The 22,746-nt window shown below is 64.5% G+C and carries 20 protein-coding genes; 10 read left to right on the top strand and 10 right to left on the bottom strand.

The window, feature by feature from the left end; all coding sequences use genetic code 11:
- Nucleotides 1-8 precede the first annotated feature (8 nt).
- From AC4NN3_RS04650 to AC4NN3_RS04625, 6 genes are all read right to left on the bottom strand, one after another.
- On the bottom strand, nucleotides 9-1,595 hold the full coding sequence (locus AC4NN3_RS04650; protein WP_491925929.1) for an ABC transporter permease: 1,587 nt from the start codon (nucleotides 1,593-1,595) through the stop codon (nucleotides 9-11).
- Entirely contained in the window at nucleotides 1,592-2,371 is a 780-nt protein-coding gene (locus AC4NN3_RS04645; protein ID WP_491925928.1) for an ABC transporter ATP-binding protein, read from the bottom strand. Before AC4NN3_RS04645 ends, AC4NN3_RS04650 begins: the two co-directional genes overlap by 4 nt.
- Nucleotides 2,358-3,365 carry an ABC transporter substrate-binding protein gene (locus tag AC4NN3_RS04640; protein ID WP_491925927.1) on the bottom strand — a complete coding sequence of 336 codons (1,008 nt, stop codon included), beginning with the start codon at nucleotides 3,363-3,365 and terminating at the stop codon, nucleotides 2,358-2,360. Before AC4NN3_RS04640 ends, AC4NN3_RS04645 begins: the two co-directional genes overlap by 14 nt.
- Nucleotides 3,366-3,367: 2 nt before the next feature.
- Nucleotides 3,368-4,255 (bottom strand): lysylphosphatidylglycerol synthase transmembrane domain-containing protein, encoded by an 888-nt coding sequence (locus tag AC4NN3_RS04635; RefSeq protein ID WP_491925926.1) that lies wholly within the window; start codon nucleotides 4,253-4,255, stop codon nucleotides 3,368-3,370.
- Nucleotides 4,256-4,335: 80 nt separating this feature from the next.
- The gene (locus tag AC4NN3_RS04630) at nucleotides 4,336-5,955 is read right to left on the bottom strand and encodes a sulfatase-like hydrolase/transferase (RefSeq protein WP_491925925.1); all 1,620 of its coding nucleotides are present in this window, start codon (nucleotides 5,953-5,955) and stop codon (nucleotides 4,336-4,338) included.
- A gap of 11 nt (nucleotides 5,956-5,966) precedes the next feature.
- Nucleotides 5,967-6,737 carry a CDP-alcohol phosphatidyltransferase family protein gene (locus AC4NN3_RS04625; RefSeq protein ID WP_491925924.1) on the bottom strand — a complete coding sequence of 257 codons (771 nt, stop codon included), beginning with the start codon at nucleotides 6,735-6,737 and terminating at the stop codon, nucleotides 5,967-5,969.
- Nucleotides 6,738-6,833: 96 nt separating this feature from the next.
- Here AC4NN3_RS04625 and AC4NN3_RS04620 point away from each other — a divergent pair, with 96 nt between their 5' ends.
- Nucleotides 6,834-7,382: a cytochrome b gene (locus AC4NN3_RS04620; protein WP_491925923.1), complete on the top strand. Its 549-nt coding sequence runs from the start codon at nucleotides 6,834-6,836 to the stop codon at nucleotides 7,380-7,382.
- 36 nt (nucleotides 7,383-7,418) lie between these two features.
- On the opposite strand, the gene AC4NN3_RS04615 is transcribed toward AC4NN3_RS04620, so the two are convergent.
- From AC4NN3_RS04615 to AC4NN3_RS04600, 4 genes are all read right to left on the bottom strand, one after another.
- Nucleotides 7,419-9,797 carry a phosphoketolase family protein gene (locus AC4NN3_RS04615; RefSeq protein ID WP_491925922.1) on the bottom strand — a complete coding sequence of 793 codons (2,379 nt, stop codon included), beginning with the start codon at nucleotides 9,795-9,797 and terminating at the stop codon, nucleotides 7,419-7,421.
- Nucleotides 9,794-11,035 (bottom strand): acetate/propionate family kinase, encoded by a 1,242-nt coding sequence (locus AC4NN3_RS04610; protein WP_491925921.1) that lies wholly within the window; start codon nucleotides 11,033-11,035, stop codon nucleotides 9,794-9,796. Before AC4NN3_RS04610 ends, AC4NN3_RS04615 begins: the two co-directional genes overlap by 4 nt.
- Before the next feature lie 22 nt (nucleotides 11,036-11,057).
- Nucleotides 11,058-12,149: a LacI family transcriptional regulator gene (locus AC4NN3_RS04605; protein ID WP_491925920.1), complete on the bottom strand. Its 1,092-nt coding sequence runs from the start codon at nucleotides 12,147-12,149 to the stop codon at nucleotides 11,058-11,060.
- 120 nt (nucleotides 12,150-12,269) lie between these two features.
- Nucleotides 12,270-13,001, bottom strand: a complete 732-nt coding sequence (locus AC4NN3_RS04600; protein ID WP_491925919.1) for a phosphatase PAP2 family protein — start codon at nucleotides 12,999-13,001, stop codon at nucleotides 12,270-12,272.
- An 88-nt stretch (nucleotides 13,002-13,089) separates the two neighbouring features.
- On the opposite strand from AC4NN3_RS04600, the gene AC4NN3_RS04595 reads away from it, so the two are divergent.
- The 9 genes from AC4NN3_RS04595 (at nucleotide 13,090) to AC4NN3_RS04555 (ending at nucleotide 22,448) form a co-directional block, all read left to right on the top strand.
- Complete coding sequence (locus AC4NN3_RS04595) at nucleotides 13,090-14,031, top strand: diacylglycerol/lipid kinase family protein (RefSeq protein ID WP_491925918.1); 942 nt, start codon at nucleotides 13,090-13,092, stop codon at nucleotides 14,029-14,031.
- The gene (locus AC4NN3_RS04590) at nucleotides 14,028-14,855 is read left to right on the top strand and encodes a metallophosphoesterase family protein (RefSeq protein ID WP_491925917.1); all 828 of its coding nucleotides are present in this window, start codon (nucleotides 14,028-14,030) and stop codon (nucleotides 14,853-14,855) included. Before AC4NN3_RS04595 ends, AC4NN3_RS04590 begins: the two co-directional genes overlap by 4 nt.
- Before the next feature lie 120 nt (nucleotides 14,856-14,975).
- Nucleotides 14,976-16,244, top strand: a complete 1,269-nt coding sequence (locus AC4NN3_RS04585) for an MFS transporter (RefSeq protein ID WP_491925916.1) — start codon at nucleotides 14,976-14,978, stop codon at nucleotides 16,242-16,244.
- Between the two features lie 515 nt (nucleotides 16,245-16,759).
- Nucleotides 16,760-18,094 carry a 3-oxo-tetronate kinase gene (gene otnK / locus AC4NN3_RS04580; RefSeq protein WP_491925915.1) on the top strand — a complete coding sequence of 445 codons (1,335 nt, stop codon included), beginning with the start codon at nucleotides 16,760-16,762 and terminating at the stop codon, nucleotides 18,092-18,094.
- 196 nt (nucleotides 18,095-18,290) lie between these two features.
- Nucleotides 18,291-19,046 (top strand): SDR family NAD(P)-dependent oxidoreductase, encoded by a 756-nt coding sequence (locus tag AC4NN3_RS04575; protein WP_491925914.1) that lies wholly within the window; start codon nucleotides 18,291-18,293, stop codon nucleotides 19,044-19,046.
- Nucleotides 19,047-19,060: 14 nt separating this feature from the next.
- Nucleotides 19,061-19,438, top strand: a complete 378-nt coding sequence (locus tag AC4NN3_RS04570; protein ID WP_491925913.1) for a hypothetical protein — start codon at nucleotides 19,061-19,063, stop codon at nucleotides 19,436-19,438.
- Nucleotides 19,439-19,550: 112 nt separating this feature from the next.
- Nucleotides 19,551-20,282, top strand: a complete 732-nt coding sequence (msrA, locus tag AC4NN3_RS04565; RefSeq protein ID WP_491925912.1) for a peptide-methionine (S)-S-oxide reductase MsrA — start codon at nucleotides 19,551-19,553, stop codon at nucleotides 20,280-20,282.
- Between the two features lie 626 nt (nucleotides 20,283-20,908).
- Nucleotides 20,909-21,484 (top strand): outer membrane protein, encoded by a 576-nt coding sequence (locus AC4NN3_RS04560; protein WP_491925911.1) that lies wholly within the window; start codon nucleotides 20,909-20,911, stop codon nucleotides 21,482-21,484.
- Nucleotides 21,485-21,872: 388 nt separating this feature from the next.
- Nucleotides 21,873-22,448 carry an outer membrane protein gene (locus AC4NN3_RS04555; protein ID WP_491925910.1) on the top strand — a complete coding sequence of 192 codons (576 nt, stop codon included), beginning with the start codon at nucleotides 21,873-21,875 and terminating at the stop codon, nucleotides 22,446-22,448.
- The last annotated feature ends 298 nt before the right edge of the window (nucleotides 22,449-22,746 follow it).

Below are 22,746 nucleotides of genomic sequence, written 5' to 3'. Positions count from 1 at the left end.
GTCCAGGCTCATAGGGCCAGCTGCTCGCTGGCGAAGTTCTTCAGCATGCGCCGCTCCAGCAGTTGGACCAGTCCATAGGCAAGGCTGGCGGTTACGGCCAGCAGCATGATGGCGCTCCACAGCAGGGCGTAATTGGACGTCGAGGCGGTCAGGGCCATCAGGCTGCCCATGCCGGTCCCCGTGGCCAGCCATTCGGCCGTGGTGGCTGCCAGCAGCGCGGCGGGCACGGCCATGCGGGCAGCCGCAAAGAATGCCGGCGCCATGGCGGGCAGCTGGGCATGGACCAAGCATTGCCAGGGCCCCGCGGCATAGCTGTCGAAAATGTCGAGCACCGGCCGGGGCGTGCGGCGCATGCCCTCGAGGCACGCTGCCAGCGTGGGGAAGAAGATCATCACCGCGACAATGGTGATGGTGCCAACCGCGCCCCGGCCCAGCGCCAGAACGATCAGCGGCGCGGTCGTGACGATGGGGATGGAGCGTAGCGCGATGGCGACGGGCAGGGCTGTGGCAGCCAGGGCCGGGCGCAGCACCATGGCGACAACCAGGCCTGCCCCGAGCACGAGACCGAAGAAATAGCCCGGAATGGTCAGCGACAGCGTCTGCCGAAAGGCGTCCAGCAACACGCCCCGGTTGGCCGCCGCATCAGGGGCCAGGACGAGGAAGGCAAAGACATCCTGCGGCCGCTTGGCAAAGAACGGTGACAGCCCGAAACCCTCCATCAGCCCGGCCCACAGGGCCAGCACCAGCGCCGTGATCGCCACCAGCTGGGCCAGTGCAGCCAGCAACCCTGCGCCCCGGGACGGCGCGGTCGCGTCCTGCCGCGGCGCGATCAGCAAGGGCGGCGGTGCCGCATCCAGCCGCTGCCCCAACCAGCCGAACAACCAGAAGGCCAGTGCCGAGATCACGGCGGCCAGAGTGGCGATGGCCCAGCTCATGTCGACGTCCAGCGCCCGCATCGCGCGAATGCTGAGTACGCCCAGGCCGCGCTCCGCGCCGGTGAACTCGCCGATCATGGCACCCAGAAACGCCGCCGGCGCCCCGATCTGCAGCCCGGCGATGAAATAGGGAATGCAGGCTCTGGCCCGCACCCGCGCCAGCTCGGTAAACCGGCCGCGGCCATAGCTCCGCACGAGGTCAAGCCAACTGGCCGGTGCCGCGCGCAACCCGACCATGAGGCAGAGATAGCTGGTGTAATAGGTCGCCAGCGCCGCCAGGGCGATTTGCGGTCCGTCGCCGACGCCGTGGATGACGCGCAGAATGGGCCCGGTAGCAACGAAGGGCAGGCAGAAAACCACCAGCGCCAGTCCGGATACCAGGCGCTCGAAGCGTGGCAGGCTGATGGCGATGGCGGCGAGGGCGATGGCAAGGCCGTTGCCAATGATAAAGCCGATGGCGGCAGACTGCAGGGTCGTCAGCGCTGCACGCGTCAGCAGCGGCGCATTGCCAAGGATATGACCGCCGACGGCCACAGGACCGGCAAGAGTGAACAGGCCATTCGTGAGCGATGCCAGTGCCTGCCAGAGGACCAGCGCCAGCAGGATGCGGGCAACAGGTGGCGCCAACGTCCCCAGCGCTGGTAGGGCGCGTGTGTTCACGGCGTCTGCACGCTTTGTGCGGTCAGCGCGAGAGCCTTGGCGATAGCCGCGACCATGTCCCTTAAGCCGGCATCGCCGGCGTCAGGGTCGATGGCAAAATCGCCGATGACCCGCGCGGGTCGCGGCGAAAACACGATGACGCGGTCGCTCAGGGTCACCGCCTCGGTGATCGAATGCGTCACCAGCAGCGTCGTGGTGCCCCGTTTCTGCCACAGGGCGGGCAGGTCCTGGTTGAGCCGGGCGCGGGTCAGCTCGTCCACGGCGCCGAAGGGCTCGTCGAGCAGCAGCAGGCCGGGCTCGGTGATGAGACAGCGCGCGATGGCGGCGCGCTGTCGCATGCCTCCAGACAGTTCGGCCGGTCTTGTTTCGGCGAATGGGCCAAGCCCAACCAGCTCGATCAGCCCTGTCACCCCGACGGGGTCGACCGGTTGGCGCGCCAGTTTGAGGGCCAGCGCCACGTTCTGCCGCACGGTCAGCCAGGGCAGAAGCGCGGCATCCTGAAAGGCAATGGCGAGCCCGGCACGCTGGCTGACGGCGCGCGGTGTCTCGCCGCCAATGCGCACCGTTCCGCTGCTGGGCGCCTCCAGCCCGGCCACCAGCCGCAGCAGCGTGGACTTGCCGCAGCCCGACGGACCGACCAGCGCCGTTGTCTGCCCAGCGGCAAAGCTCAGGTCGAGTGGCTGCACGGCCTCGATGGTCTTGCCGCCGACGCGAAACACCTTGGCCAGATCCGTGCAGACCACTTCGGGTGGTCCGGCAGCGTCAGCCGACTGCATGCACATCCTCGAGAATGGATCGGTCCCACAAGTCCGCGGTAACCGTGCGGTCGAGCAGGGCCAGCGTCTCGATGTTCTGCGCCACCGTGTCCTCGGTGAACCAGCCAAAGCCATTGGCGTCCGTCAGCTCGGAGAACATCAGCGGCACCTGCCGCTCGGCCTGCAGCTCCTGGGTCGCCAGGTCGAGTCCCTGGTCGGGATACATTTCCAGGGTCAGCGCCGCCGCGGCCTTCGTGTCGGCGCGATAATCGGTCCAGCCCAGAACCTCGCCACGCATCAGCGCCACCAGATCGTCGCGGCGGTTGGCAATGCTGTCGTCGGTGGCGATATAGGTCTGCGAATGCACCGCATAGCCGTGGTCGGCCATCAGCATGGTTACGCTCTCGATGCCCTGCATGGCCATGGCGACCGGCAGGTCGGTCTCCCAGCACAGCAGGCAGTCGACCTGGTCGGCCAGCAGCGGCGCCGCGTCATACTGGGTGGGCACGATCTCGATCTGGCTGATATCCACGCCGTTGATGGTGCAAAGCGCCTGCAGCACCGGCGTATTGGCCAGCGCCATGCCGATACGCTTGCCAACCAGGTCGGCTGGCGCATTGACCGGATTGGCGGGCAACGACGCCACCACAAAGGGGTTCTTCTGCATCGCGACGCCGATGATCTTGAACGGCGCCCCCTGTTCCACTGCGGCGGCTGTATAGTCGGCAGCCGAAATGCCGACCAGCGCCTGGCCGGTCACCACTGGCGGCTCCACCGGCGCATTGGGCCCGCCGGGATTGAGCGCGACATTGAGGCCGCCATCGCGCCAATAGCCCCTGGACTGGGCGATATAGCTGCCGCCGAACTGCACCGAATGCAGCCAGCTCAGCTGCAGGGCGACATCTTTCAGCGCCAGGCTCTCCTGAGCCAGCAGGCTGGGCGCGAAGGCGGCGATGCCGATTGTGCCGAGCCCGGCACCAAGAAACTGTCGACGTGAGGGCTTCAGAAGGGTCACGATTATCTCCGCTGTTCAGGGTGGATGGAGGAAGAGTGGCTTTTGGGCATGAGAACCAGAAGCCCCGGCAGGCTGGCCGCCAGGATGACCAGACCAAAGGCGACGCTGGCGGCAAGGCCGGCGGTCGCCGTGGCACCGGCCAGGGGAAACAGCGCGGCTGCGGCACCCTCGCGAAAACCCCAGCCGGAAACGCTGGCCGGAATCAGCATGGCACACAGGATCAGCGGCACCAGGACAAGAACGGCTTCAACGCCCAGTGCCGTTCCGGTCGCCAGCGCGCAAAGCGTGAAGCTGGCCAGGTTGAGGGTCACGATCACGACCGCAAGCAGCGCTTGTTCCATCCACGCGCCATCGGCGACGAGTGCCGCATGCAGCGCCGCGCCGAAACCGCGCGACCATCTTTTGCCGGCAGCGCGCCGGGCCGGGCCAATGGCCAGCGCCAATACGCCAACGGCCGCGCCTGCAACGGCGATCTGCCACGGCTCGATCGCCAGCACCAGCCCGCCGGGCATCAGCATGGCCCAGGCCAGGCCAAGGGCGAGCAGGCTGAACATCGCGATCTGTCCGGCGAGGCGTTCGATGATGACCGCCTTGGCCGCGATGCCGAGGCCCACATGGTGGCGCGCGCGGACGGCACGGGCGGCGTCGCCCAGCACACCGCCCGGCAGCGACTGGTTGACCACCTGCGACAGGTAATACTCCGCAACCGCCTGGCGAGGTGAAATGATCTGCCCCAGTCGCGCGGCTACCCGATGCCAGCGCCAGGCGGATGCGCATGTCTGCAGGTTTACAGCGACAAGGGCGAGCCCGACATGGGTCCAGTTGAGCTCGCCGAGCAGGAACAGCGCACCCGGTCCATCGGCCAGGTGCCACAATAGTCCGAGCAGCACGATCGGCGTCGCCAGCCGTAGCACCAGGCGCCATCTGTTGCGGTGTCGTTCAGCGCGGCCGATCGCCAGTGCTGGCGCGCTCATGGTGATACCGTCCGGGCATCAGCTGGGGAGAGCGCGGCAATAAACCGGTCGCGGAAGGCGTCCATCGGCCAAATAGGTGCTTCCTCGCCCGGAATAAGGGCTGGTGTGAAGTGCCAATCATCGAACGCTGAGAGCACCGCCGCCGAGCCAATGATGTGGATGGGAACGTCCTGCCCGTCGATACCCGAAACCGTCTGGGCCGGCGGATGATCACCCAGTATGATGAGCAGCCAGTCGCGCCCCGCTTGACGCGCGGCAAAGTCGAACACGACCGCCAGGGAATGGTCGAGCGCCAGCCGGTACTGCTCGCGCATCAGCTCCTGATTGGACCATACCGCGCCGCCGGGCGGACCCACATGCTGGTTCGCGTCGAAGATGCTGCCGTCCCCCACCGCGTCCCAGTCGACAAGACGCGGCACGGGGGTCCAGGGCGCGTGCGACGACAATAGGGCCGTCATGGCAAAGTCTGGCCTGCCGTCTGCCGGCAGCAGCCGTTCCACCATGCTCAGTGTGTACTGGTCGGGCATGGTCGTCCAGTTGAAGGCGTCGCCCCTGTAGCCGAGATCGGCCGCTTCATAGATATCGGTAAAGCCCATGAAGCGGGCCTCGGGCCAGGGCAGGGTGATGGCCGGCATGATTGTGGCCGTGCGATATCCCGCCCGCTGCGCCAGGTGGTAGAGCGAGGCCCGGGAACTGGCCAGCATGGCGCGATAGCGCGCCTGGTTGTCGATGGACAGGCCCGAGGCAAGCGTCGAATGGGCCAGCCAGCTCTGGCCGCCGGCCACCGGCGACGTCAGCCAGGCTGAGCGCATGGCCAGGCCTGCTTCTGCCAGCTTGGTCTGCGCCTGCTCTAGCCGGGCCAGGTGGGTCGGCGCATAGAGCGGATTGCGATAGGCGGTCTGGCCGTAGCTTTCGACGAAGATGACAAGCACATCGCGCCCCGCAAGGCGGCCAAACAGATCGCTGTGCCCGACAAAGGGATCTTTGCTGGCCTCGATTTCAAAGGCCGCCAGATCGGCGTAAAGCGTCTGGAACGTGGCCGTCCGGTCAATGGCGAGGCGGGTGGAAAAACTTTCGCCCGGCAGGGCGAACGGCAAGGCCCAGGCGCCGCGCGCCGCCCCAACATGGGCGACCAGCAACACCAGCGCGACGCCACCAACCAGGCCCATCCCGTCGCGCCCCGGGCGCCGCAGGTTCAGGGCCATCAGACGCCCCGTGGCCCACCACAGCAGGCCCGTCAGCAGGAATGGCAACAGCACGACGCCGATGGCCAATGTGGTGGCGAGCGGCAACCCCACCGAACCGGCCGCCAGCCGGAATGCCGCTTCCGCCAGCGGCACGTCCATCAGCGGGTTGAAGGCGCGGTTGAACGCGGTGAAGCTGGCCAGGTCCGCCAGCTTGAGCACAGAGAGTAGCGTCAGCAGGAGCACCAGCAAGGCCCGCGCGCCCTGCGCCCAGACCTTGTCGGATGGCAGCAGCAGCAACAGCGCCACAATGGCAAACCACTCGAGCGGCACCTGCAGCAAGAGGGCGGGCGTCAGCGCGTCGGGATGATTGGGCTGCGCCAGCACGGCATGGAGCGCCAGGCCGGCAAGGACGGTGCTGAAGCTGCCCATGCGCATCGTCTTCACGGTCGATGCCGCGCCAGCCACACCACGTCGCGGCCGAAGGAATAGGTCAGCAGCAGCGTGCCGGAAGCGGCCAGCGCCCAGGACTGCGGGCCGGAAATGATCGGCGCCAGCAGCCCGATCAACACGGCGATCTGGATGACGCAGATCGCCTTGCGGCTGAAGCGTTCCGGCAGCGGGCGATCAAGCCAGGGCAGCAGCAGGCCGGCGGCCAGGAAGGCGTAGCGCATGCCGCCGAGCAGCAAGATCCACAGACCTGCCTTACCCGATTGCACGGCCAGCATGGCCAGAAGCAGGGCAAAGATGGAATCCACTTCCATGTCGAACCGGGCGCCGAAATCTGAGGTGAGCTTCTGCCTGCGGGCGAAATAGCCGTCCACACCATCCAGGCACAGGGAAAAAACCGCCACACCCAGCACCGTCCAGGCCAGGGCCTCATCCATGGCGAGCAGTCCGGGCTGGCTGAGCGGGGCAGCCAGTGCCGCGATGATGGCCGTACGCGACAGCGTCACGATATTGGCAAGGCCTAGACGATCATGCTGATATTGCGCCTTCAAAGCCAGTCCCGCGACACCGGCCATGATGGCAAAGGTAACCAGCCCGGTCGCCGCGCCCATGAATGAGCCAGTCAGAACCGCACCCAGTGCAAGCACACCAGGGGCCAGCAGGATGCAGGCCAGGGCGAAGTGCAGATTGACCGATCGGTCTCCCCGATCGCCCAGCAACCCCTTGGGCAGGCGCAGACGCCCCACCAGGCCAGCATCACTCATTGTCACCTGCTTTGCATTTGGCGCTATAATACGACAGTCATGTCATATTACGCTGTCCGCAAGCCCTTGGTTCATACCAGCTCCGGAAAATCGATGATGAGCCCCACCCTGACCTACAAGCCCCTGGCCCGGTTCTTTCACTGGCTCACGGCCATCCTGGTGTTGCTGACCGTCCCCGTGGCCATCGCCATGCTCCGTCCCGGCATCGAGCGCTCGCTGCAGGACCCGCTCTTCCTGTTTCACAAGAATATCGGCGTGGTGATCCTCATCCTGGTCGCCTTGCGGCTGGCCTATCGGCTGCTCAACCCGCCGCCATCTTTGCCCGCAAGCGTCCCGCACATGCAGCGCATCGTGGCCGAGATGACGCACTGGCTGCTATATGGTCTGCTGCTGGGCATGGCGATCTCGGGCTATATCCGCGTCACCGCCGGCGGCTTTCCGCTGGAGGTCTTCGACAGCCTGGGCTTTCCGCGGCTCGCGCCGCGGTCGGACAGCCTGGCCGAAACAGCCAAACAGATCCACGCCGCCCTGCGCATCCCGCTGATCGGCCTCATCGTCCTGCACATCGGCGCGGCGCTCTACCACGGCATAATCAAGCGAGACGGCGTGTTCCAGCGCATGGCACCACGCCGGTTCCGCGCCTAGGTCAAACGGGTGCGACCACGGCTCTGCGCATTAGGCTCAACCACCTGACGTCGCATCGGAGGTCCAACGCCAGTTCAGTATTGCCGGCATGTCCTCGCCATGCTGGCGGATATAGGCGGTGTGTTCGGCGAGGCTCGCGGCGACGAAGTCGGCGAAGCCCTGGCGCCGGTCCTGCAGTCCCTCGACCCGGTCCACCACGCCCTTGGCGATGTGGAAGCGATCGAGCTCGTTGAGCACCGCCATGTCGAAGGGCGTCGTTGTCGTGCCTTCCTCCTGATAGCCATGCACGTGGAAATTGCCGTGGTTGCGGCGGCGATAGGTGAGACGGTGGATCAGCGCCGGATAGCCGTGATAGGCAAAGATCACCGGCTTGTCGGCGGTGAACAGTGCGTCGAAATCGGCATCGTCCATGCCATGCGGATGCTGGCTGGGTGCCTGCAGCGCCATCAGGTCAACTACGTTGACGAAGCGCATCTTGAGGTCGGGAAATTGCTCGCGCAGGATCATGAGGGCGGCCAGCGCCTCCATCGTCGGGACGTCACCGGCGCTGGCGATCACCACGTCGGGTTCCTCGCTGCCGCAGGTCGAGGCCCAGTCCCAGCTTCCCAGGCCAATGGTGCAATGGGCAATGGCTGCATCAAGACCCAGATATTGCGGCGCGGGCTGCTTGCCGGCGACAATGACGTTGATGTAGTCGCGGCTGCGCAGGCAGTGGTCGACCACCGACAACAGCGTGTTGGCGTCGGCCGGCAGATAGACTCGGACGACGCTGGCCTTCTTGTTCATCACATGGTCGATGAAGCCCGGATCCTGATGGCTGAAGCCATTGTGGTCCTGCCGCCAGACATGGGAGGTCAGCAGATAGGTCAGCGAGGCAATCGGCCTGCGCCAGGGCACTTCCTTGGCGACGTTCAGCCACTTGGCATGCTGGTTGAACATGGAGTCCACGATGTGGATGAAGGCTTCGTAGCAGGAAAAGAAGCCGTGCCGGCCGGTCAGCAGATAGCCCTCAAGCCAGCCCTGGCAGAGATGCTCGCTGAGCACTTCCATCACCCGCCCATCGGCGGCGAGCTGCCGGTCTGTCTCCAGCTGATCGCCGATGAACACCCGGTTGGTGGCCTCGAACACGGCGCCCAGCCGGTTCGATTCCGTCTCATCGGGGCCGAATACCCGGAAATTGCTGGCTTCGGCATTGAGCCGCAGCACATCGCGCAGATATTGCCCGGCCGCCCGCGTTGCCTCTCCGTCCACCGCGCCGGGTATCGGCACGTCAATGGCATAGTCGTGGAAATCGGGCAGCTTGAGGTCAGCGAGCAGCAGGCCGCCATTTGCATGCGGATTGGCGCTCATGCGGCGGTTGCCGATCGGCGCCAGGGCCGCCAGTTCGGGCAGTAGCCGGCCGGTCGCGTCGAACAGTTCGGCCGGGCGATAGCTGGCCAGCCATTCCTCGAGAATGTCCAGATGACCCGGCACTTCGGCCAGCTTTGCCAGCGGCACCTGATGCGAGCGCCACGTGCCCTCGGTGGGGTTGCCATCCACCTCTTTGGGACCCGTCCAGCCCTTGGGCGAGCGCAGCACGATCATCGGCCAGGCTGGCCGATCGGTAACGCCGCCGTTGCGGGCGCCGTCCTGGATGGCCTTGATATCGGCCAGCACTTTGTCGAGCGTCGCGGCCATCAGCTGATGCATGCTGGCCGGATCGTCGCCCTCCACGAAATGCGGCGCATAGCCATAGCCGCGGAACAGCGCCTCCAGTTCGTCATGGCTGATGCGCGACAGCACGGTGGGGCTGGCGATCTTGTAGCCATTCAGGTGCAGGATCGGCAGCACCGCGCCATCCCGCGCCGGGTTGAGGAATTTGTTGGAATGCCAGCTGGTCGCCAGTGCTCCGGTTTCCGCCTCGCCGTCCCCGACCACGCAGGCCACCACCAGGTCCGGATTGTCGAAGGCCGCGCCATAGGCGTGCATCAGTGAATAGCCGAGTTCGCCCCCTTCGTTGATTGAGCCGGGCACTTCGGCCGCGACATGGCTGGGAATGCCGCCCGGCCAGGAAAACTGCGTCACCAGCCGCTTGAGCCCGTCCACGTCCTGGCTGACGGCGGGATAGAGCTCGCTATAGGTGCCTTCCAGATAGGTATTGGCGACCGGGCCCGGCCCGCCATGGCCGGGTCCGGTGACATAGATCATGTTCAGATCGAGCGCCTTGATCACCCGGTTGAGGTGTACATAGATGAAGTTGAGCCCCGGCGTGGTGCCCCAGTGCCCCAGCAGGCGCGGTTTGACATGCGCCAGCGTCAGCTTCTCGCGCAGCAGCGGATTGTCGCGCAGGTAGATCTGCCCGACCGAGAGGTAGTTTGCAGCGCGCCAATAGGCATTCATGCTGGCGAGCTGGTCGGGGGAAAGGGGCGACGTCATGCGGGGCGATCCTTGTGCTGCAACAGGCTGGCGACGGCAGCGGCGATAACCGCTTCCTCGTCGGTGGCAATGACGCGAACTGACACCCGCGACGTTGAACTTGATATGACAGCGGCCCCGGCCTCGTTGAGCGCGCTGTCGATGTCGATGCCCAGAAAACCGAGATCGGCGCAGATGCGGGCGCGGATGACCGCCGCGTTTTCGCCAATGCCGCCGGTAAAGACCAGTGTATCGAGGCCACCCAGCGTGGCGGCCAGACCGCCGACTGTCTGCCTTATGCGGTAGCAGAACACGGCCAGCGCTTCGGCGGCCCGCAGGTCACTGGATTCGATCGCCAGCAATTCGCGCACATCCGCACTGCTGCCCGACAGGCCGAGCAGGCCCGATTCATGGTTGACCATGCGGTCGAAGGCCCGGGCATCCATGCCATGCGCCTGCGCCAGATAGCGGACCAGCCCGGGATCGATATCGCCGCTGCGGGTCCCCATGGGCACCCCGGCGGCCGGGGTGAAACCCATCGATGTATCGACGCTACGGCCCCGGTGTACGGCTGTCAGGCTGGCGCCATTGCCCAGATGCGCCAGCACCAGCCTTCCATCCGCGACCACTTCCCCAGCACCTTGGCGCAGGGCCTCAAGTAGGTAGGTATAGGACAGGCCATGAAAGCCGTAACGTTGCACGCCCTGCTCGAAAAACCGCCGCGGAATGGCCAGCATCCGCGCCACGGTGGGCATGTCCCGGTGAAAGGCGGTGTCAAAGCAGGCCAGCTGCGGCAGGGCGCCGAAATGCGCCCGGCACGCCCGGATCATCGCGATCTCCGCCGGCAGATGCTCCGGCGCATAATCGGCAATGGCCTCGAGTGCGCCGATCAGGGCATCGTCGATGACGCCATGGCTACGGTATTGCGGTCCGCCATGCACGATGCGGTGCCCGATGGCAGCAATCGCCTTGGGCCCGATCTCCCGGGACAGCCAGGCGAACAGCGCCTCGAGGGCCTCTGTATGTGTGGCCGCGGCGACCTTTTCGGCATGGTGTGGACGGTCTCTGCCAGCGACCACAAGCCTGGCATCGGACTGCCCGATCCGGTCGAACTTGCCCGCCAGATGCCGCGTCCGGCCGTCGCTTTCGAACAGGGCAAACTTGAGGCTTGAGGAACCGCCATTCAGCGTGAGGGTGAAGCCTTCGGTCTGCCGCGGCGCGTGTGGCCCGACACCCGACTTGTCGCCCCTGGCGCTCACGGTGTGACTGGCCCTGTAACGGTCATCGACGCTGTCCGTTGCCGTTCGCCGCGCTGGCGTTCTCCGGCGCGCGCCACTGTGGCTCTGGCTCGGCCAGCGTCTGCAGGTCTCTGGGGTCAGCGCCCTCGATGCGCTGCAGCAGCAGCCGCGTCAGCTCGGCGCCGGCAGCAAAGACATCTTCGCGGATGCTGTCCATGCTGGGAAACAGGGTGGGCAGAATGCCGGAGGTCTGCTTGTAGATCACGTGCATGTCCCGGCCCAGCTCCAGCCCACCTTCCTGCAGCCCGCCAACCAGGGCGATAGTGCGCATTTCGCTATCGCAGATAATGCCGTCCGGCCGGTCACCCGCGCCCGCCAGCGCCAGCGCCATACGCCGCATCTCTTCGGGCGGCATGCCCTGTCTGCCTCCCAGGACGCGCGACTGCAGGCCCAGCCGCCTGGCGGCCTGGTGGAAGGCGGTGACGATATTTTGGTGATTGGTGGTGCTGTCATCGCCCGCCACCAGCATGACGTTGCGACAGCCCTTTTGCGCCAGCCGTTCGACCGCCTGGCGGGCAAACACCTCGGCATGGAAGTCGTGAAAAGCATGGGGCGTGTGGAAGTCGGTCCGCCCGTGGGTGACGAAGGGGAAGTCGGCATCGGCCAGCATCTGCACGCGGCCGTCGCGCGGCGTGGTATGGGTGAGGATCACCCCGTCGGCGGTGCGGTTGTCCAGAATATAGCCGATCGTCTCGGTACTGGCCCCCCGCACGAATTCGGGGACCACTGTCAGGTGATAGCGGGTGCCCTGGATGGCCTGGCCGATGCCCTGGATCATCTGCCGGGCAAAATCGATGGAATCCTCGGCGCCATCAAGCACCAGAGCGATGACATTGGTCTTGCCCGTGCGCAGACGGACCCCGGCGCGGTCGGGAACATAGCCCAGTCTCTGCGCGGCCTCGGCGACCCGGTCGCGGGTTTCCTGCTTCAGCGTAGTGCCGCCGCGCAGCGAGAGCGATACCGTCGACAGGCTCAGGCCGGTGGCCTGGGCGATCGTGCGCAGGGTGACGCGCGCTGGCCTGCCTCGCTCGATGCTGTTCAATGTCACGTCCTTGGCCCAGGTGGAGTCTGCCATTCATTTTACACTGCTCCGGTCCAAATCCAAACCGTCGTGAAGCCGAGCTCCTGAGGGTGCACCGATGGCAGCATTGCCACAGAGATTCCGGCAGGCCCCTGAGGCCCACAATGGCCGGGTTCAGTCTTGCTCCGTGCCGTGCACGATGGCCCCGCCGCGTTGCAGCCGCGCCGCTACGGCGCTGCAGAACAGGGCCCAGGCAGCACCCAGGCACCAGCCGGCCAGCACATCGCTGGGATAATGCACGCCCATATAGATCCGGCTCAGGCCGATCAGCAGGGTGAGCATCAGGGCCATGCTGATGCTGAAGATGCGCAGCGGTCGGGTCGGCGCCAACCGGGCCAGCAAGGCGCCCAGGGTCAGGAAGGTGACGGCCGACAGCATGGCATGGCCGCTGGGAAAGCTAGCCGTGAACTGGTGCGACATGGCCACCAGATCCGGCCGCGGCCGATCATAGCCCATTTTGAGCACCGTACTGAGGACCGTGCCGCCCAGCACCGAGGTGATGACCAGCAGCGCTTCCGCCCGCATGCGAGCCAACAGCAGATAGGCGCAGACTGCCAGGACGATCAGGCCGAGCAGCGCGAAGCTGCCCAGCGCAGTCACGTCGCGCACCATTTCATGCACCCAGGGGGGGCCGATGGTGCTGTCCAGATTGGCCGGATCGCGGAACAGCATCAGGATGGCATTGTCAAACGCCTCCATTTCGCCCTCGATCATTTCGTCGGCAATCTGCAGGAAGGCCAGGATCAAACCGCTGACGAGAGCAATGGAAGCCAGCAGCCAGGCTTCGCCGGTGACCAGGCCATGCAGGCGACGATAGGGGGTGGATTGGACCAGTCGATTGAACATTTGACGCTTTCCTCGTGCTCACCACGCAACGTCTCGTCCTCGCACACGTTCCCATGCTGAACAATGCCCGTTACCGGATCGATCTGCCATGAGCCTCAGTCCCCCCAGCCCCGTCTCGCACTACGTCCTGCTCAATACCAATGCGGGGACAGCCAATGCCACCGGGGTCACGGCGGAGTCGCTGGGCGATCTGTTCGAGGCCAATGGGCTGACGGCCACTATCGACGCCGATGGCGATCTTCCCCTGGCCGACCGCATCGAAGCAGCCATGGCCAGCGGCGCGTCCACCATCGTGGCGGCGGGCGGCGATGGCACGATCACCGCCTTGGCAGCGACCTTGGTCGGCACCGACCGGAACCTGGCCATTCTGCCGCTGGGCACTGTCAATGCCCTCGCCAAGGACCTGCACGTGCCGCTCGATCTGCCCGCCGCCGTCGCCGCTTTGGCCACCGGTGTCGCCCATCGCATCGATGTCGGCGAGGTCAATGGCCGGGTCTTCCTGCACAAGGTGGTGGTCGGCCTGATCCCGGGCCTGGCCGCCGGGCGCGAACATATTCGCGGCCGCTATGACGCCGCCGCCAAGATCGGCTTTCTGCGCTACATGTTTCGCCGGCTGGCCCGCGCCCGGCGCATCGCCGTGGTCATCGATCCCAGCGAGGGTGATCGCCGCGTCGAGCGCGTGCAGGCCATTGCCGTGTCCAGCAATGCCTATGACGAAGGCCTCGGGCAGTTCTTTTCCCGCCATGTCCTCGATGGCGGCACCTTGACACTCTACGTGCTGCGGCACCTCAATATTGGCGACTTTCTGCGCCTGACCGCCAGCATGCTGCTGGGCCACTGGCAGAATGACGAGGCGCTGACCATGGAAAGCGTTCAGTCGGTGACCATCGACTCGCGCAAGTCCCTGCTCAAGGTCATGTTTGACGGCGAGGTCGAAAACCTGCAAACCCCTCTCAACTTCACCATCCGCCCACGATCCCTCTCGGTCATCGTGCCGATGGAAACTGTCAGCGCGGCGGCCGTAGCATGAAGATCCTGCACATTTCCGACCTGCATTTCGGTCACCATGACCCGGCGCTGGCCGCGGGCTTTGCCGATGACATCAATGCGCAAAAGCCCGACCTCATCGTGGCCAGTGGCGATTTCACCCAGATCGGCACCAAGGAGGAGTTCGAGCAGGCACGTGAATTTCTCGACACGCTGACTGCCCCGGTCTTTGCCGTCCCCGGCAACCATGACGTGCCGGCGGTCAACATCTTCAAGCGCTTCCTCAACCCCTATGGCTTTTACAAACGCTATATCTCGCCCGATCTTGAGCCCTTTCTCGAAATGGATGGCGTGGCCCTGGTCGGCATGCGCACCTCGCGCCGCGCGCGCCTCGAATGGAATTGGGGCCATGGCACCATTTCGCGCGGCCAGCTCGAAGACCTGGAGCAGCGCTTTGCCAAGGCGTCACCTGACGCCGTGCGCGTCATCGTGGCGCATCATCCACTGCTGTTTCCCACCCAGCCCATGGTGCAGAAGACCAAGCGGGTCAAACGCGCCGACGATGCGCTCGAGACCTTTGCCGGTCTGGGCGTCCGTCTGGTCCTGTCGGGGCATTTTCACCTCTCTTATGTGCGCAAGCACGAGGCCAAGCCGGTGGTCCGAGAGGGCGAACCGCTTGGCGTCAGCGAATCCACCGTGGCGCCCATCCTGATCGCCCAGGCATCCTCGGCGATCTCGACCCGGCTGCGCGGCGAGTCGAACGCCTACAATCTCATCGACATCGGCGATGAGAAGATCGTCGTTACGGTCCGCGAGTGGCAGGACGGCGCCTGGCACACCCGTGACAAGGCAACCGAGCCAGTCTGACGCCGCACCCGGCCGATTGGCTGGGGACAGAATCGTCTGCGGACTAGAAACGGCCGCCTTTGTGCGGCATCAGCGCGGACTTGGCTGAGCCCGCGATAGCGGAGCGCAAAGGTAGATGCGATGACAGAAGCGCCGGTTCGTTCGCCCTTGCTGGCCGCTGGCGCCATTCTGCTCAGCGTGGCCCTGCTGATCATGGGCAACGGCCTTCAGGTCATGCTGCTGCCGATCCGCGGCGGCATCGAGGGCTTTTCGGCCTTTGAGGTCGGCATGCTGGGCTCGGGCTATTTTTTCGGCTTTGTGCTGGGCTGCGCCTTCTCGCCGCTGTTCATCATTCGCGCCGGCCATATCCGCACCTTCGCCGCTCTGGTGTCGATCGCTTCGGCGGCAGCGCTTGGCTATCCGCTGGCGGTTGATCCCCTCATCTGGGTACTGCTGCGCCTGATCACCGGCTTCTGTCTGGCCGGCCTCTATCTGGTGGTCGAAAGCTGGCTCAACGATCAGGCCACCAACGAAACCCGTGGCACGCTGATCTCCACCTATGTGACCGTCAACTTCACCGTCATCACCTTGGGCCAGATGATGGTCACCCTGGTGCAGCCCAGTTCCTTCGTGCTGTTCTCGATCGCCTCCGTGCTGGTGTCGCTGGCCGCGGTGCCGATCGTGATGACGCGGTCCAGCCAGCCGCCGCCAATCACCATGGTGCGGTTTCGGCCTCGTCACATGTTTAGGCTGTCGCCAACCGGAACTGTCGCCATCTTCCTGATCGGGGTGGCCACCGGCTCGTTCTGGTCACTGGGGCCTAGCTACGCCAATGCGGTCAGCGGCAACGTGACGGACGCCGCCCTGTTCATGAGTGCGGCCGTCGTCGGTGGGGCTTTGCTGCAATGGCCCGCAGGCAAGATTTCTGATCACATTGATCGTCGCCTGGTCATCATCGCGCTGGCCTTGGTCTCGGGATTGATGGGTGTGGTTATCCTGTTGTCGCCGCACGTGACCTGGCTGTGGCTCACGCTGGGATTTGTCTTCGGCGCGGGCCTGCTTCCTGCCTATGCCATTGCGTCGTCGCATGTTTTCGACTTTGCCGATCGTTCGGAATATGTGGAAATCTCCGCCGGCCTGCTGCTGCTCAACGGCCTGGGATCGACAGTCGGCCCCTTGCTAACCTCTCTCAGCATAGAGCTGTTCGGGCCGGCCGGCATGTTCATCACCAATGGTTTGGTGATGCTGATCTTGATCGGCTTTGTTGCCGTCCGCCTCAGCCGGCGCGAAGGTCTGCCCGAGGCGGAGAAGGAGAACTTCGATCTGGGGACCGCCGGCGCGGTCTCGGTGGTCGGCGACGAGGAAGCAGTACAGCTAAGCGACCTTGTGGTGCAGGAACCTGCCGCCTGAAAGCGTCCCCGGCGCCGATTTGGCAGTCCCCGTCCGCAGGCGCGACCGCTCTGTGGCAATGAACACGGCGCCACGCGGTCTTCGCGCCCACCGGGTGTTCGGACACAAATCTTATCCCCGGCTGCGCAGCCTCGATTAAACTCATGCCCATCACCCCGCATGGGCGGCCTGCAGGCGAACAGTGGTGGGGTGAGCCGGGTGGGAGACGCCTCTCCCACAGGTTCCACGCTTCGGTTGCGACAGGGCGAGCGACCCCTAGGACCGGACAGTTCCAAAAACCGGCGCCCCGAGGCGGTTATCGTCTCATTTTTAAATTTACCAGAGGCGCTGATCGTCTCGGGGTTCGTCCATCCATCCGTCCCCGGAGGCCGCCGGCCGTCCGGCGCCAGCGCTTGGCCGCTGCTCGGCCGATAGGCATGCAATTGACAGATCGCTTGCTCAACATGCCTTGGCCGCGCAAGCTGGCATTGCCGATGTCGCTCCCGGATTCTGCCGGCGCCACTGCTGAGGACCACATGACCAATTCGATCCTGCTGGGCGCCATTACCGATGATCTGGCCGGGGCGACGGAGCTGGCATTGGTGCTCGCGCGCCACGGCATGAAGACGGTTCAGGTCAGGGGCGTACCGCAGGAGGGCATCAGTTTTGGCGATGCCGAGGCCGTGGTCGTTGGCCTCACGTCGCGCGCCGTTCCCGCCGACGAGGCCGTGGCCATGGCCCTGGCTTCGGTCATGGCCTTGCGCGATGCCGGCGCCGAGCAGTTCCTCTTCAGCTATGGCGCGACGCTTGGCTCCACTGTTGCCGGCAATATCGGCCCGGTTGCCGAGGCGCTGATGGATTTCCTCGAGGTCCCGATAGTGCTCGCCTGTTCGGCATCTCCCGCGGCGGGACAGACGGTCTATCAGGGGCATCTCTTCGTCGGCTCGAGCCTGGTGTCGGATACCCCGATGCATCAGCACAAGCTGCCGCCGATCGCCGACCCCAATCTGGTGCGTGTCTTGCAGTCGCAAACCGCTGCGCGGGTGGGCCTGATCCCCCTCGATATCGTCTCGGCCGGACACGAAGCGATCCGCGCCCTGCTGTTTCGCGCGCAGCAGGCCGGCTTCCGCCTGATGGTCGCCGACGCGGTGCGCGATGCCGATCTGCGCGTGCTGGGTGAAGCCATGACCGGCACCCGCCTGGTCACGGGCGGTCCGGGCATCGCTGTGGGGCTGCTGGAGAATTTTCGACGCCGGGGTCGGCTCGGCATGGCCGCCGAACCGGAACGCATGGTCGCGCCGAAGGGCAGGGCGATTATCCTGGCCGGCCTGGGTTCGGCTGCCTTGCGCGAGCAGGTGCAGATCGCCATCGACGCTGGCGTGCCGGCCCTGCAGATCAGCGCGGCCGAAGTGGCATCGGGGGCACAGGCAGCGGCCGATGTGGCCAACTGGGTCTTGCGCCATGCCAGCAAGGGGCCGGTACTGGTCTATTCCAGCAGTGAAACCGATGCCGTACCGAACGGGCCTGGTGTCGAACCCGCTGGCATGCTGATCGACCAGTTGCTGGCCAATCTCGCCGTCATTCTGGGCGACAACGGCTTCTCCCGCTTCATCATTGCCGATGGTGAGCCGTCCAACGCCATCGTGGCAGCACTTGGGGTACATGCCTTCAGGATTGGACCGGAAATCGCCCCGGGACTGGCCTGGACACGCAGCCTGGTCGGCCCCGACCTGGCCCTGGCGCTCTTGCCCGGCGACATTGGCGCCCCGGACCTCTTGCTCAAGGCTTGGGACATTCTCGAGGGTCCCGATGTGAGCGCAGCGCAGCATTCAACGGGTGGCACAGGCCTGCCGCGCGAAAGGATAGCCTGATGTCTGAAACGCTACGGCGGCACGCGATCATCGGCTTTGTCCGGCTCGGCCGGTGCACGCAATTGCCAGCCGTTTGCGCGAGATCAAGAAGCAGGAGTGGCAAATCTGATCTGTAGGAGCAGGAGAACGGGCAAGATCGACTGGCGCAGCCAGGCGGTCGCCGATGTTCAACCCATTGCCTTCAAGGAGATTTGCCATGGCCTTCGATTTCAAAGACAAGGTTGCCATCGTCACCGGCGGTGCATCCGGCATTGGCGCCGCCGTTGCCCAGCTGCTCGCATCGTCGGGCGCCAAGGTGCTGGTCGCCGACCTGAACGAGGATGGGGCGCAGGACATTGCTGCCGCCATCGTTGCGCGGGGCGGCGTCGCCAAGGGCTTTGCCGTTGACGTCAGCGATGCGCTCGAAGTCGAGGCCATGGTCGCAGCGGCCCAGCGTGAGTTCGGCGGGTTGCATCTGGCGGTCAACAATGCCGGCATAGCCGGCGCCGCCGCCACGACGGGCGAGTATCCGCTCGACAGCTGGCACAAGGTGATCGCCACCAATCTGACCAGCGTCTTCTACGGCTTGCGCTACCAGATTCCGGCCATGCTGGCCTCTGGCGGCGGCTCGATCGTCAACATGGCGTCGATCCTGGGCTCGGTCGGCTTTGCCACCGCCCCCGCCTATGTCGCCGCCAAGCACGGCGTCATCGGCCTCACCAAGACGGCGGCCATCGAATATGCCAAGCACGGCATTCGCATCAACTCAATCGGGCCGGCCTTTATCGATACGCCGCTGCTGAGCAACAATCTCGATGCCGCTACCCTCACCGCCATTGCCGGCATGCATCCGGTGGGCCGCCTTGGGACGCCCGCCGAAGTGGCGGCATTGACGGCTTTCCTGCTGTCGGACGATGCCTCCTTCATCACCGGCAGCTACCATCTGGTGGATGGCGGCTATACCGCCCAATAGGCAGGATGACCGTAATGACCAAGGCAGTACTCTACCGCATCGAACTTGAATTGGCGCGTGAGCCAGGGCACCCCGAAGGTGACCCGGCACACAGCTACCGCCTGTATTTTCCGTTGACAGCGGAGGGGCATATCGACCCTTCAGCCTATCGCGACATGCCCGACTGGTGCCGCGTGGTGCGCCGTCGCCCCGGCGAGGAGGAGGCGCGGGGCCGTATCCTGCACAGCCCGGACAATGGCTGGATCTTCGACTATGACGTCAAGACCAGCACCGACGACGAGGCCGGGTTCCGCCTGTCGGAAGAACGCTTTGTCGTCGGTGAATATGTGTCGATCCAGGAAGATGACGGCAAGATGCACGTGTTCCGGGTGACGTCGGTCCGGCCGGACTGAGCCCGGGCCGCAGCGCGTGATGGTTCATATCGCCGTGATGGACTGATCTGCCGTAACCAGTTGGCCCTATAATGCGAACTGACGTGCAGATAGCTCCAACCGAGGATCGCTTATGTCCAGCACCCGTGCCCTTCGCCTTACCCCCTACAATAGCCGGCGTGCGACACTCGCCTTGCTGCTGGTCATGCCCGTCTTTGCGATGGGGCTGTTCAATCAGCCGGCCGTGGCGCAGGAAGCCCCGGTGACAATCCCTGCGCCCGCCACCGATCTTGCCGAGACTGGCAACACGGCCACCGCGATTTTTGCCGGCGGCTGCTTCTGGGGAGTGCAAGGCGTCTTCCAGCACGTGGTCGGCGTGACCAATGCCGTGTCGGGTTATTCCGGCGGCGCGGCCGACACGGCCACCTACGAGCAGACCGGCAGTGGGACCACGGGCCATGCCGAGGCCGTGCAGATCACCTACGACCCCTCGGTGGTAAGCTATGGCGACCTGCTGCAGATCTATTTCTCGGTGGCCCACAACCCGACGCAGCTGAACTATCAGGGTCCTGATCACGGCACCCAGTATCGGTCGACTATCTTTGCCGTCAACGAACAGCAGGCGACCACAGCTCAAGCCTATATCGCCCAACTTGATGAAGCCGACCTGTTCGAGGGGCCGATTGTCACCACCATCGAACCCCTGCAGGCCTTCTATCCCGCCGAACAATACCATCAGGACTTCCTGACGCTCAATCCGACCTGGCCCTATATCGTCATGCACGACTTGCCTAAGATTGCCGCGCTCAAGGCAATCTTTCCCGAGGTGTATCGAGCCGATCCTGTGCTGGTGGGAACGCTCTAGGCGATCGCGAATAGACCGGCGCAATCCGCGCCGGTCACTTCTGACCAGCGCCTTTATGGCCGGTCGGCAGTCCCCGTCCCGGTGCAGACGTCGCGCCTAAAACGACTGCCGGAGGGGCAGGGGGATGCAGTCTGGTTCGTCGGCGAGAGCCATCGACCTGAAGAATCAGGGCGTGAATGCGAAAAAATGTGTTCCCCCCCGATCTGGAAGCAGCCAGGCAGAACGCGCCGGCTCACACCCGCTGATCCTTGGCCATTGCATTGCTCAGTCCCTGTAAAGCCCGCAACTGCTTGACTTTTTGAGGGGCATGCCAGCATCGGGCCCGGCCCCATTCTGAATCCGAAACCACAAAATCCGGCGCTGGGGTGGCCCAATTATGGCGATGGTGTGGCTTGACGGCGCGACTCAGTCGTGAATACATCTGCCGCACGGTCGTCTAGGCGGCTGTTGCAAGATGGGATTTGTATCAAATTGAGCCAAATGCGCGACATTGGCGCAACACCCCATCCCAAATGCTCATGGAATGTTATCCGCACCGCCAAAATTCGAATGGCGAAGGGTTGTCACACGCGTGGTGCTGATGCATCTAACGGTGGACTACGGTTAACTCTATGGGAGTGCAAGATATGTTTGTACGTTCACTTTCTCTCGGTGTGGCAGCTGCCGCGCTTCTCGTCGGCGGCGCTCAGGCTGCCGATCTGATCATCCCAACGACCCCACAGCCAATCTATGAAGCTGCTGGCTTCGATTGGGAAGGTCTGTATGCAGGCGTTAACGTCGGTGGCGTGTTCACCAACACCAACGGCCTGACCAACCTTCAGGGCAATGCTTCGCAGTTTTCGGTTGGTGGCGCTGTTGGCGTCAACTTCATCGCTTACGACCCGATCCTGCTCGGCCTTGAAGTCCAGGGTGACTACGTGTTCCAGGACGGCGACGACGCCGGCATCTTCCTGGCACTGGCTCGCGTTGGCGCAGTCGTGACCGACCAGGTCGTCGTGTACGCAGCTGGCGGCGTTGGCCTGACCAGCCGTTCGGGCACTTCGGACAGCATCTACGCCCTCGGCGGCGGTGTTGAAGTTGCTGTGACCGACGCTGTGTCGGTTCGTGGCGAAGTCCTCGGCCTCGGCGATTTCTCGAACGCTGCTGGCGACCAGTTCTTCGACGGTGCCAAGGCAACCGTCGGCGTGTTCTACCACTTCTAAGATATGCAATCGGGCAGGGCGGCTTGCCGCCCTCCCGACCTAGCGTCTTGCAAACCCAATTCGGCGAATCGCGAAAGCGATTCGCCGTTTTGCTTTTAGATCGAGGCTTTGGAGCGACTTAAGACGTGGGACTGGGCAGGGGGCACAGCCACTGCGCGCCATTGCCGGCGTCCGCGGCCCTGCTCGGTCAAGCCGTTTTGGCCGATGGATTGGTCTGTTGTGAGCCAGTGCGTCGATGCGCTGTCCTTGACCTTTCGCGACACCATGCCATGTGTTGCCGATAAGCACTGACCGCATTTAAAATCGGCGCAAGCAGTGGTTGTTATTGCCTGATCAATAACTTTCGCGATATTTTGCGTGGAGTTAAACTTTGAATTTGGAGTGCTCCATGAGCGTACGTTCCCTTTCTCTCGGTGTGGCAGCTGCCGCGCTTCTCGTCGGCGGCGCTCAGGCTGCCGATCTGATCATCCCAACGACCCCACAGCCAATCTATGAAGCTGCTGGCTTCGATTGGGAAGGTCTGTATGCAGGCGTTAACGTCGGTGGCGTGTTCACCAACACCAACGGCCTGACCAACCTTCAGGGCAATGCTTCGCAGTTTTCGGTTGGTGGCGCTGTTGGCGTCAACTTCATCGCTTACGACCCGATCCTGCTCGGCCTTGAAGTCCAGGGTGACTACGTGTTCCAGGACGGCGACGACGCCGGCATCTTCCTGGCACTGGCTCGCGTTGGCGCAGTCGTGACCGACCAGGTCGTCGTGTACGCAGCTGGCGGCGTTGGCCTGACCAGCCGTTCGGGCACTTCGGACAGCATCTACGCCCTCGGCGGCGGTGTTGAAGTTGCTGTGACCGACGCTGTGTCGGTTCGTGGCGAAGTCCTCGGCCTCGGCGATTTCTCGAACGCTGCTGGCGACCAGTTCTTCGACGGCGCCAAGGCAACCGTCGGCGTGTTCTACCACTTCTAAGATTGCTGCCGAAGGGGCGGCCTGCCGCCCCTTCGATCCAGTCTTGCATCCCAATTCGGCGAACCGCTCCGCGGTTCGTCGTTTTTGTTTGTCGGTCACTCCATCGCGGAGTCGTTGCCCCCCCCGATGGGGGGCGATTCTAGGTGTCGATTCTCCGGATATTCTCATTGGCGGACCGAAGGCGCTCGCGGGTCGACGACTTGGCGTCGCCAAAAGCGTACCAACCTGCGCCGTATCCCGCTGTAAGCGGCACCTCTATATATGAACATTATAGTCATATTTTCTTTCCCTTGAAACC

The organism is Devosia sp. MDV22-iso42, assembly GCF_058629155.1.
Note: the sequence above shows the minus strand (reverse complement) of the source record. Positions and strands in the feature narration are given on the sequence as shown.